At 55.3% G+C, this 12,412-nt stretch carries 9 protein-coding genes; 8 read left to right on the forward strand and 1 reads right to left on the reverse strand.

The features are described from left to right. Window positions 1-123: 123 nt before the first annotated feature. The 6 genes from hisS (at window position 124) to AUP42_RS20250 (ending at window position 7,708) form a co-directional block, all read left to right on the forward strand. Complete coding sequence (gene hisS, locus AUP42_RS20225) at window positions 124-1,365, forward strand: histidine--tRNA ligase (protein ID WP_062953388.1); 1,242 nt, start codon at window positions 124-126, stop codon at window positions 1,363-1,365. A gap of 7 nt (window positions 1,366-1,372) precedes the next feature. Further along, on the forward strand, window positions 1,373-2,722 hold the full coding sequence (gene hemA, locus AUP42_RS20230) for a glutamyl-tRNA reductase (protein WP_062953389.1): 1,350 nt from the start codon (window positions 1,373-1,375) through the stop codon (window positions 2,720-2,722). Next, complete coding sequence (prfA, locus tag AUP42_RS20235; RefSeq protein WP_062953390.1) at window positions 2,719-3,801, forward strand: peptide chain release factor 1; 1,083 nt, start codon at window positions 2,719-2,721, stop codon at window positions 3,799-3,801. The genes hemA and prfA overlap by 4 nt, the downstream gene beginning before the upstream one ends. A gap of 4 nt (window positions 3,802-3,805) precedes the next feature. Then, complete coding sequence (gene prmC / locus AUP42_RS20240) at window positions 3,806-4,726, forward strand: peptide chain release factor N(5)-glutamine methyltransferase (protein WP_062953391.1); 921 nt, start codon at window positions 3,806-3,808, stop codon at window positions 4,724-4,726. A 290-nt stretch (window positions 4,727-5,016) separates the two neighbouring features. Then, window positions 5,017-5,844 carry a DUF4167 domain-containing protein gene (locus AUP42_RS20245; protein WP_231858370.1) on the forward strand — a complete coding sequence of 276 codons (828 nt, stop codon included), beginning with the start codon at window positions 5,017-5,019 and terminating at the stop codon, window positions 5,842-5,844. Between the two features lie 280 nt (window positions 5,845-6,124). Then, the gene (locus AUP42_RS20250) at window positions 6,125-7,708 is read left to right on the forward strand and encodes a type IV secretory system conjugative DNA transfer family protein (protein WP_231858371.1); all 1,584 of its coding nucleotides are present in this window, start codon (window positions 6,125-6,127) and stop codon (window positions 7,706-7,708) included. 29 nt (window positions 7,709-7,737) lie between these two features. On the opposite strand, the gene AUP42_RS20255 is transcribed toward AUP42_RS20250, so the two are convergent. Beyond that, window positions 7,738-8,508, reverse strand: coding sequence for an MOSC domain-containing protein (locus tag AUP42_RS20255; protein ID WP_062953393.1), 771 nt, complete (start codon window positions 8,506-8,508; stop codon window positions 7,738-7,740). A 385-nt stretch (window positions 8,509-8,893) separates the two neighbouring features. Here AUP42_RS20255 and clpB point away from each other — a divergent pair, with 385 nt between their 5' ends. Beyond that, entirely contained in the window at window positions 8,894-11,485 is a 2,592-nt protein-coding gene (gene clpB / locus AUP42_RS20260) for an ATP-dependent chaperone ClpB (protein ID WP_062953394.1), read from the forward strand. 116 nt (window positions 11,486-11,601) lie between these two features. Then, window positions 11,602-12,408, forward strand: coding sequence for a DUF4197 domain-containing protein (locus tag AUP42_RS20265; RefSeq protein ID WP_231858372.1), 807 nt, complete (start codon window positions 11,602-11,604; stop codon window positions 12,406-12,408). Window positions 12,409-12,412 lie beyond the last annotated feature (4 nt).

Raw genomic sequence — 12,412 nt, forward strand, 5'->3', positions numbered from 1 at the left:
AGCAGAATTGACGAATTTTGGCTTTCCGCCGTCCGGGCGGAAAGCTATTTTCATGTTCACATGAATTTGCGTTGACCGTTTTGGCGCAAATATCTGGAATTCAAGTTAGATCGGAGACCCAAAGTGGCATCGCTTCAACCCGTCCGTGGCACGCATGACCTTCTGCCTGAACAGAACCGTCTGCAGGATCATATCGCGCAGGTCGCGCGCGACATCGGCGAGTTGTATGGTTACCATCGCATGTCCACGCCGATCTTCGAATTTACCGAGGTCTTTGCCCGTACCCTTGGCGATACATCCGATGTCGTGACCAAGGAAATGTATACCTTCGAGGATCGCGGTGGCGAACAGATCACGCTGCGCCCCGAAGGAACGGCTGGCATTGCGCGTGCCTATATCTCGAACGGCATGCAGCAGATGTCCCCGGTCAAGGTTTCCTATTACGGGCCGATGTTCCGTTATGAACGCCCGCAGAAAGGCCGCCAGCGCCAGTTCCACCAGATCGGCGCGGAGCTTCTGGGTGTCGAGCAGGTCGCAGGTGATATCGAAATGATCGCCTATGGTGCGCATATCCTTAAGTCTCTTGGCCTGTGGGACAGCATCACGCTGGAGCTTAACACCCTTGGCGATCCGGAAAGCCGGGCAGCGTATCGCGACGTTCTGGTCGATTATTTCAAGGGACATTTCGACAAACTGTCGGAAGACAGCCGGGCACGCCTTGAAAAGAACCCGCTGCGTATCCTTGACTCCAAGGATGAAGGCGACCGGGAACTGGTCGCCAATGCACCGTTATTTGCCGAATATCTGAACGAACACAGTCAGGAATTCTTCAAGTCGCTGACTGGCGGGCTTGGCGATATTGGTATCGGATATGAGCTGAATCCGCGTCTGGTGCGTGGTCTGGATTATTATTGTCACACCTGTTTCGAGTTCACGACCAACACCCTTGGCGCACAGGGAACCGTGATGGCCGGTGGCCGTTATGATGGCCTGATTTCGACCATGGGTGGCCCGCAGACGGCCGGTGTTGGCTGGGCGGCTGGTGTTGAACGTCTGGCTCTGATGGTCGGCGAAGCCCCGGCCGGTCTGCGTCCGATTGCATTGATCCCGATGGGGGATGCGGCCGAGGCACGATGCCGTACACTCGCACAGACATTGCGCGAAACCGGTATTGCGGTCGAGCTCGGCTATGCCGGGAACATGAAAAAACGCATGAAGCGCGCGGACAAGGCAAATGCCCGTCTCGCGGTTATCCTTGGCGATGACGAACTGGCAAAGGGCGTCGCCCAGCTTCGCGACCTTGACAGTGGTGAACAGCAGGAAATCGCGCTTGATCAGCTTGCGGGCGTAATCGGCAAAAGGTAAGTGCAGGGTGACAGACGCATTCCCGCGTGAAGAAGCCGGAGACTGGCCGCTGGATCGCCTGATGGTGATCGGGACCAATCATCGGCGCTCTAGCGAGGATACGCGTGATCGTCTGTTCATCGACGAAGCCCGCCTGCCGCAGTTCCTGTCGGCGATTTTGCAGGCCCGCTTGGGGCAGGCGATTGTGGTTTCGACCTGCAACCGTACCGAAATCCATTTGCTGGCGTCGGATGCGGAACGCGGTCGGGAACGGCTGATTGATCTTCTGGCCCTTTGGGCGGATATCGATCGCGACAGGCTGGCAAGCGAGCTTTACATCCGGTCCGGGCGCGATGCGTTGCGCCATGTTTTTGCGGTTGCGGCGTCTCTTGACAGTCTGGTGATCGGCGAACCCGAAGTCTTCGGGCAGGTCAAGGATGCCCATCGGATCGCTCGGCATCACAAGCTTGTCGGGCGCGAGCTGGAACTGGTGTATCAGACGGCCTATGCCATTTCCAAAAAGGTCCGAAGCCAAACCGGGATCGGGCAGGGCGCGGTTTCGATTGCGGCGGCAGCACAATCCGTTGCACGCGACCTGCATGGCGATATTGCCAATTGCACGCTGCTTCTGGCTGGTGCCGGGGATATGGGCGAACTGATTGCCGCATCCCTTGCCGAACGTGGCATGGGACGGGTGTTGGTCACCGACCGGTTGGCTGCGCGGGCACGTCTTGTCGCGCGCAGGCTTGATTGCCATTGGTCGGAACTTGAAGATCTTGATCGTTTATTGGCCGAGGCCGACATGGTCCTGACCGCTGGGGGATCGCGCCGCTATATCATTGACAAGGCGCGCGCCCTGGATGCGATCAAGCGTCGGCGTTATCGCCCGATCCTGATGATCGATACGGCGGTTCCCGGCGATATCGATCCGCAGGTCGACGAGATCGCCGAGGTGTTTTTCTATCGGCTGGACGATCTTGAAAAGATCGCCGCCGAGGGGCGCGGCGGGCGCGAGGAAAAGGCCGACGAGGCCTGGGCGCTGATTGAGGAAGAGGTCGAGCATTTCGTTCGCGTGCGGGCCGAACGTGCCGCCATCCCGGCGATGGCGGATTTAAGGGCGCATTTCGAAACCGTTCGCAACGATGCCTTGCGCGAAAGTCATGGTGATGCCGAAAAGGCGACCCGGCTTCTGATCAATCGGTTGTTGCATACGCCTACCCAAGCGCTTAAAGACCTTGCGGCAACCACGGATGGTGCCGGAACGGTCGAATGGATGAAAGCGCAGAAGCTTTTGACGCGTCTGTTCGCGTTGCAGTCCGGTTCGAATGCCAGCAAAGCCGAAAATAATGATGAAACCCCGAAGGAGGACAAAGAGTGAGTCTGGACCCCGGTAAACTTGATGGCGTTGTACGCCGGTTCGACGAACTCAAATCCCTGCTGTCGGGCGGGGCGACGGATGGTGACTCGTTTGCCAAACTGTCGCGCGAATATGCCGAACTGTCCCCGATTGTTGATGCGGTCGAGAAGGTAAAAAAGCTTCGTGCCGATCTGGAGGGCGCGCAGGAAATCCTTGACGATGCCGGGTCTGATCGCGACATGCGTGAAATGGCCGAAGCCGAGAAATATGAAATCCTCGACGAATTGCCCAAGGCCGAGCACGAAGTGAAGCTGATGCTTCTGCCCAAGGATGACGCGGACGAAAAGAACGCCATCCTTGAAATTCGCGCCGGTACCGGCGGCGAGGAAGCCGCACTTTTTGCCGCCGACCTGTATCGCATGTATCAGCGTTATGCGGAAAACCGTGGCTGGAAGTTCGAGCAGATGGACGCCAACGAAAATGACCTTGGCGGATACAAGGAAGTTATCGTCAACGTATCGGGTGCAGGTGTGTTTGCGCGCCTGAAATTCGAAAGTGGCGTGCACCGGGTTCAGCGTGTTCCTGTGACCGAGGGCGGCGGGCGTATTCATACCTCGGCGGCAACGGTCGCCGTTCTTCCCGAGGCAGAAGAAGTCGATATTCATATCGATCCGAAAGATTTGCGGATTGATACTTATCGTTCGCAAGGGGCCGGTGGCCAGCACGTCAACACCACGGACAGTGCGGTGCGTATTACCCACATTCCAACCGGCGTGGTCGCTGCGAGTCAGGAAGCAAAATCGCAGCACAAGAACAAGGAAAAGGCGATGAAGATGCTGCTTTCGCGCCTGTATGATCAGGAACGTGAAAGCAAGGACAGTGCACGTGCGGCCGATCGCAAATCACAGGTCGGTTCAGGTGATCGTTCGGAACGTATCCGGACCTATAACTTCCCGCAGGGACGTGTATCGGATCATCGCATCAACCTGACCCTTTATCGTTTGGACGATTTCATCACCGGCGGGCCCTCGGTCGATGAAATGATTGATGCCCTGATTGCCGAAGATCAGGCACAGAAACTGGCCGAGATCGAGAATTGATCCGATGACGGCAGACAATGCCAGCACGAAAGACAATGCGCTAACCCTTGGTGCCTTGATGGCCGAGGCGGTTGGCGCTCTGCGTGATGCCGGTATTGAAAATGCCCGAATGGACGCCCGTATTCTTTTATCTGATGCCGCCCGTGTCGATGGCAGCCGGATTGCTGCGTGGCCGGAAGACGTGGTGGGGGCAGATGCCGTTGCAAAGTTCCGCGACATGGTTGCGCGTCGCCTGAAGCATGAACCGGTATCGCGTATTCTGGGGCAGCGGGATTTCTGGCGGCACAGTTTCAGGCTTTCGTCCGAAACGCTTGACCCGCGACCGGACAGCGAGACGATTGTTGAACTGGCGCTGGACTGGCTCGAAGATGTAGATGCACCAACGGTTCTTGATTTCGGAACGGGCACCGGGTGCCTTTTGCTGTCGATCATTGGCGATTTGCAAAATGCAAGCGGACTTGGCGTTGATATCAGCGAGGGTGCGGTTGCCTGCGCGCGCCAAAATGCCCAGCGTCTTGATCTTGCCGATCAGGTTGAGTTCCGTGTTTCTAACTGGGACAGTGCGATTACGGATGGGGAACGCCAGACCGGATTTGATCTGGTGGTGTCTAATCCGCCCTATATCACACAGGCCGATATGGAAACACTGTCGCCGGAAGTACGCGAATATGATCCGCGTCTGGCACTGACGGACGAAGGCGACGGACTTGGGGCGTATCGTATTCTGTCACAGGTGGCGTTTTCCTTCGTCAAACCGGCCGGGTTTGTGATTTTTGAAATCGGACAGGGACAGGAAGAAGACGTTGCCCGCCTCTTGGTCGAGGCCGGTTTTGTTGGTGTGGAATATCGCGAAGACCTGGGCGGGATCGTGCGCTGTGTTGCGGCCAAAAAGACCCGCTGCTCGGTCGGGCGCTGTGTGATCTGACCGATCTGCCACGTCATTGCAAAAAAAATACGGGCATTGAAAAAAACAGTTGGAATAAGGCGTCAAGCCATATAGGTTGTTTCTACGGGCCGGGTGCCCGACGCGCTATGAAAGCGCCGTGTTCCCCTGTAAACAGTAATGAATCTCCGTTCCCTTCAAGGTCTTCGGTGGGTTTGTCCTAGTGCCGTTTGACCGGTACTGTTTAGCGGGAAATATGTTTTTCAGACGGAGTGGTTCCGGGATTCCTAGATGAATCCGGATTTGTCCTTCAACACCAAAGACATGTTGATATGAGAAATAACAACAACAACAACAATAATAAGCGTCCGCGCGGACGGCAGCAGCCGAATAAACGTCCTGTAAATCCGAAATTTCAGACTTTTGACAGTAACGGTCCGGACGGGCGCGTTCGTGGAAACGCCCAGCAGGTTTACGAAAAATATGTTTCGCTGGCCAAGGATTGCACTGACGATCCGGTTCTTGCTGAAAACTATTACCAGCATGCGGAACACTATCATCGTATTTTGCAGGCCGCGATTGACTGGGAAAACCAGCGTCGCGAAGAGCGTGGCGACAATAATAACCCGCGCCCGCAGCGTAATGATCGCAACGACCGGAATGATCGGGGTAACAATCGCCCGAACCGTGACGAGCGTAGCGAAAACCAGAATGGTGACGACAGCAACGATAACTCTGTCAGCCAGGATGACGTTGCGGCATCGGCAGATAATACGTCGAATGATACTGGCAACAATTCGTCCGATGGCAATGACGTTGCCGCTTCTGCCGCTGCTCCTTCCGCAGACAGCAACGATGGCGATGCCGCGCCGGTAAAGCGTGCACCGCGTGCGCGCCGTGCTGCACCGCGTGGTCGCCCACCAAAGGCGGCGTCCGAAGACAGCGACCAGCCGTCTTTGGATATAGAGCCAGCTGACAATGCTGATACTGACACATCGGCGGACAGTGAAGAAAAGAAACCGCGTAAAGCCGCTGCCGCAACAAGCCGCACACGCGGTCGTCATCCGACAGCCCGTCGTGGCCGCAGCCGTGCTGCCGGTCGTGAGGACGGCGAAGAGGGCTCAAGCGAAGATAAATCGGCGGAAACTGTTTCTGCCTGATCCTTTGCGTTGCCACGATTACAACAGACCCCGCCGGAGAAATCCCGCGGGGTTTGTTGTTTTCTGGTTTTGAAAAACAGCGTTGCGACTGGTTTGTTTGCCGGACTGTCAATTGGACTTCTTGATGTGAAACTGCCCGTCCATAAATAGGTAATATGGTGCAACTTGCGATTTTAACTGATATCACTTGATGGTAACGGAGCCTGCTGGCGGGGCGGAAGGCATGAAAATGCAACGGGGTTACTTCGCCAAAAGACAGGTAAACACTCTTGGGGGTTGAATGATGGGAACAGGTTTGTTCCGGGTCGTCATGGTGCTGTTGTGGGCGCTTGGTGCGATGGTTGTCGCTCTTGGCGTGTTTAACGGTGACTATGAACTGGCTTTACTGGGGGCTGTCTGTTTTATCATCCCAATGTTCCTGCCGCTGATTGTTATCGTCCTTAATCGTCTGCAATCGTCGCCGTCCAATAAAAAGCAATCCGTTTCGCCAATGCAGGCCGCACGAATGAAGGCCGAAGGCCAGTGGGCGAAGGTAGAAGACCTTGACGCTCGCAAGCTTCTTGATCCCAAGCCGTCAATCGTTCTCGGACGCTGGGGAACGGAGAAAAGGTTGATCGGCTCATCGGGACTGCGTCGGGTAATCACATTTTCCAGCAAACCCGAAGAATATTACCGCGCCTCGGCAGAGCCGAACGCTTTGCTGCATACTGGTGCGCTGTTTGTTTATGAACGTCATGGCAGCATTTACCGTGCCGTGCAGGATCGCCGCAAAAAGTTGGGGCAACGGGTTATTCTGATTGATCCGCATGGTCAGGCTGGGGCGGAAACCGATCAGTTCAATCCTTGCGATTTCATGCGCCAGCAGGGCGAAGGGCTGATTGCGGATGCCGGGCTAATTGCCGATACATTGCTGGCGCCAGTCTTTGTTCAGGAACTTGACGAACAGGAAACCCGTGCGGCACGTACTCTTTTGCAGGGATTCATCGTTTACACCATGCAAAAGAGCCTGAAAGAAAACAGAAGCCTTGCCGAGGTTCGGCGCAATCTGGTGATGCCGTCTCATCGGTTTTATAAAATCCTTGAAGAACTGATGGGAATCGAGTCTGCCGATGGCAGGATTTCCGATATTGCCCTGACCATTCTTGATATGACTGAGGACCAGCGTCTGTCGATTATCGAAGCATGTCGCATGGCAACAGCAGATTTCGACAATCCCGCGATTGCACGGGTTGTGAGCAACAGCACGTTTGGCATTGATGATCTGACCGGTCGGCCCGTCTCGATTTTCATTGTCGGTCAGATGGGCGGGGAAACACCCGACACCCAGACCGCATTCAGCCGGGTGATGATTGGCGCCATGATGCAGCTTATTACCCGTCGCGACTGGAAAAGCGGGGATGCGGAGTTTCTGGTGCTGTTTGACGGGATCGAGGCGATTGGCCGCATGCCGTTGTTTGAACGTCTTTTGGGCGGCGGGCTTGGCGATGGCATGATCATCTGGCCCGGTTTTTCCGGTGTCAGTGGCCTGATGGATGTTTGCCTGAACTGGGAAAACGTTGTCGGGCGGGCGGATGCGATTTCGGTGCTCAGCCAGGACGGGGCTTTCAACCTCGACTGGGTTTCCGGACTGACAGCGATGTCGAAGTTTGACGATACCGGTGGCGGTGCGAGTGGTGACCGGCCGGTGCATTTGCGACCACAGGACAATCAGCCTATCCTGAGGTCAACCGAAGTCGCAAGGTTTCCGGCCGAAGAACAGATACTGTTTCGCAAAGGTGTCCCGCCGATCCGGGCATACCGGATTGACTGGTATCATGACGAGATGTTTCAGGGGATGGCTGTTCACGCCCCGACTTTCAGCTAGCTGACGTCGGAGCGTGACAATCTTGCGTGTCAGTCTTTTATAACGGCAATTTCGTCGCCGGGCCGGATCTGGCCGGAATTGACCGGTTCGACATAAACACCCATGTAAAGGTGGTTCAACCCCTTGCGCAGCATCAGCGGAACGTTGATATCAGACTCGGCTGTGCCGGGATTGACGCTGGTTGCCTTGCATCGCGTGATCGGATGGATGACCCGGAAATCAACGCCATTGATCTGAACGATCTGGCCTTCTTCCCATTTCAGTTCGGCCCACGGCTCAAGCCCGTCAATCAGCAGATTGCCACGAAACCGCATCGGATCGATTTCTTTCTGAACAATACGGTCGCCGAAATCGCGTACCGATGCCAGATTGATGACCGATATATAGGGTTCCTTCATGTCGCCAAAGCTGACATCGGGGACCGAATAGATTTTAGGTGTTCCGGCGGCGTCATTTTTCAGGAATGCCTTCAGGAAGTCCTCGACCACGGTGCGGCCCATTTTGTCTTCAAGATTGCCTTTGCAGATTGCGCGACCGTTCCGCAGGATCGACAACGTTGTTGTCGCGTCGTCATATTCGATGCCAAGTTCAGCGAGTTTCGGCGTGTTGACCAATTGCAGGAAATTGCTTTTGCGAGCCCATTCGTGCACACCGTCCTGCCCGACCGATGACTGAGTCGCGATGATAAAGCGACGGTCATCCTTCAGCATCTGATGAGCCGTGATGTCGGCAGTAGTCATTTCGATGCCGCTTAGTCCTTTGACCGGGTATCTTTTTATGGCTTTGAGTTCGATAGTCATGGCGTTTGATCCTGTGGGGCGCGGTTATCTGTCGGCAAACGGGGCGGGTCGACAGGCAGGCCAGAAAAATATGAATGGCGACGTTAATGCGTTGTTATCCCGAGGGCAAGACTTCCCGCCAGTTGGCAGACAACAGATTTGGCCAGAATGACAACGCCTTTCGCCGTAATCTTGAATGGTGCCAGAAAATGGTGCTGCGGTGCACAAATAATTCTTGCAACTTTTGTAGGGGTATCGTCTTGCAAAGACTTGGAACTGAGACATATCAAAGACGTCGGCAATAGAATGATTGATAATCTCTATTGTGGATAAAACCACTTAAGGTCGCGGATGCTTCCAAGAAGGTCCGCATGATACGATACTGTTGGCTCAAGGAGTGACAGGCATGGAATTCGAAAAGTTTACGGACCGGTCCAAAGGGTTCCTTCAGGCGGCACAATCACTGGCGCTGCGTGAAAACCATCAGCAATTTGTGCCGATCCATCTTCTGAAAGTGCTGCTTGACGATGAAGAAGGTCTGGCGGCAAATCTTATCAAGGCAGCGGGCGGAAAACCCAAAACCGCACAGGATCGTTGTGCGCAGGAACTGGCAAAACTGCCCAAGGTTTCGGGCGGCAATGGCCAGATTTATCTATCATCCGAGTTTGCCCGCCTGATCGATCAGGCACAGGAAGTCGCCAAGAAAGCCGGTGACAGCTACGTCACAGCCGAACGGTTGCTTTTGACTATTGCGCTTGATCCAAAATCGGTGGCTGGCAAGGTTCTGGCCGATGCCGGTGTTACCGCACAGGCCCTTAACGGGGCGATCAACGACATCCGTAAGGGCCGTACGGCTGATAGTGCCGGTGCGGAAAGCCAGTATGATGCGCTTAAGAAATACGCGCGTGATCTGACGGCGGCGGCACGTGAGGGTAAGCTTGACCCTGTGATCGGCCGTGACGAAGAAATTCGGCGTGCGATTCAGGTTCTGTCGCGCCGGACAAAAAACAACCCGGTTCTGATCGGCGAGCCCGGCGTGGGTAAAACCGCCATTGCCGAAGGTCTGGCATTGCGCATTGTCAAGGGTGACGTGCCCGAAACGCTCAAGGACAAGAAACTTCTGTCGCTTGATCTTGGCGCGCTGATTGCTGGTGCGAAGTTCCGTGGTGAGTTCGAGGAACGTCTGAAAGCGGTGATGTCTGAGATCGAGGCTGAAGCAGGGCAGATTGTTCTGTTCATTGATGAATTGCACACGCTGGTCGGGGCCGGAAAGGCCGAGGGATCGATGGATGCCTCCAACCTTTTGAAACCGGCACTGGCGCGCGGCGAACTTCATTGCGTCGGGGCGACAACCCTGGACGAATATCGCCAGCATATTGAAAAGGACGCGGCACTTGCCCGTCGTTTCCAGCCGGTATTCGTTTCCGAACCAAGCGTTTCCGACACGGTTTCGATCCTGCGCGGTATCAAGGAAAAATACGAACTCCATCACGGTGTGCGTATTGCCGATAATGCGCTGGTTGCGGCGGCAACCCTTTCGAACCGATACATCACGGACCGTTTCCTGCCTGACAAGGCAATTGACCTTATGGATGAGTCGGCGTCGCGTCTTCGGATGGAACTTGATTCCAAGCCCGAAGAAATCGACGAACTTGATCGCCGTATCATTCAGCTCAAGATCGAGCGCGAAGCCCTTAAGAAAGAGGAAGACCGGGCATCGAAAGATCGTCTGGGTCGTCTTGACAAGGAACTGGCCGAGCTCGAAGGAAAATCGGCGGAACTGACCGCGAAATGGGAAGCCCAGAAAAAGGAACTCGCGGCATCGACCCATATCAAGGAACAGCTTGATCAGGCACGCGGCGAACTTGAACGCGCGATGCGTGACGGGCGGCTCGACCGTGCGGGACAGCTTCAATATGAAGAAATCCCCGCACTGGAACGGTTGCTTGAAAAGGCCGAAGACGATCAGGCCGACGGCATGAAAGAAGAAGCGGTGACTGAAAAGCACATTGCTTCGGTCGTGTCGCGCTGGACGGGGATTCCGGTCGACAAGATGCTGGAAGGCGAACGTGAAAAGCTGCTGGGAATGGAAGACATCCTGCGCAAACGCGTCGTCGGTCAGGATGAAGCCGTTCGGTCGATCTCGAATGCGGTACGGCGTGCACGTGCCGGGTTGCAGGATCCGAACCGGCCGATGGGATCGTTCCTGTTCCTTGGCCCGACCGGTGTTGGTAAAACCGAATTGACCAAGGCGCTTGCGCAGTTCCTGTTTGATGATGAACAGGCCATGGTTCGCATTGATATGTCGGAATTCATGGAAAAACATGCGGTGTCGCGGCTTATCGGTGCGCCTCCGGGCTATGTCGGGTACGAAGAAGGCGGTTCGCTGACCGAAGCTGTGCGGCGGCGTCCTTATCAGGTGGTGCTGTTTGACGAAGTTGAAAAAGCCCATCCCGATGTGTTCAACGTTCTGTTGCAGGTTCTTGACGAAGGTCGTTTGACCGACGGGCAGGGACGCACGGTCGACTTCCGTAATACGTTGATCATCCTGACGTCGAACCTGGGGGCCGACATTCTGGCCAATCAGGAAGAAGGCCATGACAGCAGCGAATTGCGCAGCCAGGTGATGGAAGTCGTGCGGGCGTCGTTCCGCCCGGAGTTCCTGAACCGGTTGGACGAAGTGCTTCTTTTCCATCGCCTGAAACGTGCCCAGATGGATACGATTGTCGATATCCAGTTGGGTCGTCTTGAAAAGCTGCTGTTTGATCGCAAAATCACCCTGCAGCTTGACGAGTTCGCCAAAAGCTGGCTGGCCGATAAGGGGTATGACCCGGTTTATGGTGCACGTCCGCTTAAACGTGTTGTTCAACGCTATCTGCAAAACCCGCTGGCGATGCAGATCCTTGAAGGGACGGTCAAGGATGGCGATACCATTCCGGTTTCGGCCGAAGGCGGTCAGTTGCTGCTGAATGGCAAGAAAGTCGAACTGGTCGACTGATCTATCAGCCTGAATTTGAAATGTTGCAAAACCCCGGTCATTGATCGGGGTTTTGTCTTTTCAAGGCCATGATCTGCCTGCAGGATGGTGAAAATATCAAAACCAAGGGGACATCCATGCGAGCACAGCCAACGAAATCCACCACCTTTACCCGCCTGATTGTATCAGCCTCTTTTTTGGCTCTGATCGCCGGAATATCGGTCGATGCGTCGGCGCAATCCTTTTTTGACAAGGCCAAGGAAGCACTGGGCAGCGTGACGGGGAACAACACGACCAGCAGCGGTTCGGGTGGCAGTTCGGCATCAATGGCGGGGCTTTCGGACGAAACGGTTTCGGATGCCCTGCGTCAGGCGCTTGATAAGGGGGTTGAGGTTGTCACCACCGATCTTGGCGTGACGGATGGCTTCAATGCTGACCCGGTGGCGCATATTCCGCTGCCTGATAGCGTCAAGCATGCGCAATCGTTGCTAAGTGCTGCCGGGCTTGGCAGTTATGGCGAGGAAATTGAATTGCGAATGAACCGCGCCGCCGAACAGGCGATGCGGGATGCCGGTGATATTTTGGCCGATGCCGTCAACCGCATGACGCTCGAAGATGCCAAGGGTATTCTTGATGGGCCTGAAAACGCGGCGACAAAATATCTGCGCCGCGTGTCGGGTGGCGATATCGAAAACAGGTTAAGACCCGTGATTGGCGAAGCATTGGCTGATACCGGCGCACTGCAGCTTTACGATCAAATGATGGGGCAGTATGACACATTGCCGATGGTGCCTGACATCAAGGCATCACTTTCCGATCACGCAACCAACAAGGCGATGGATGGCCTGTTTTATTACATCGCAAAGCAGGAAGCCGATATCCGTAACGACCCGGCGCGCTGGACGACGGATGTTCTCAAAAAGGTCTTCTCGACCGTGAATTGAGCGG

It is taken from the genome of Thalassospira lucentensis (assembly GCF_001613805.1).
GTDB classification, from domain to species: domain Bacteria; phylum Pseudomonadota; class Alphaproteobacteria; order Rhodospirillales; family Thalassospiraceae; genus Thalassospira; species Thalassospira lucentensis_A.

Coding starts and splice junctions, on each gene's coding strand:
- prmC (WP_062953391.1), top strand. CDS start 3,806: ATGACGGCAGACAATGCCAGCACGAAAGACAATGCGCTAACCCTTGGT.
- AUP42_RS20245 (WP_231858370.1), top strand. CDS start 5,017: ATGAGAAATAACAACAACAACAACAATAATAAGCGTCCGCGCGGACGG.
- AUP42_RS20250 (WP_231858371.1), top strand. CDS start 6,125: ATGATGGGAACAGGTTTGTTCCGGGTCGTCATGGTGCTGTTGTGGGCG.
- AUP42_RS20255 (WP_062953393.1), bottom strand. CDS start 8,508: ATGACTATCGAACTCAAAGCCATAAAAAGATACCCGGTCAAAGGACTA.
- clpB (WP_062953394.1), top strand. CDS start 8,894: ATGGAATTCGAAAAGTTTACGGACCGGTCCAAAGGGTTCCTTCAGGCG.
- AUP42_RS20265 (WP_231858372.1), top strand. CDS start 11,602: ATGCGAGCACAGCCAACGAAATCCACCACCTTTACCCGCCTGATTGTA.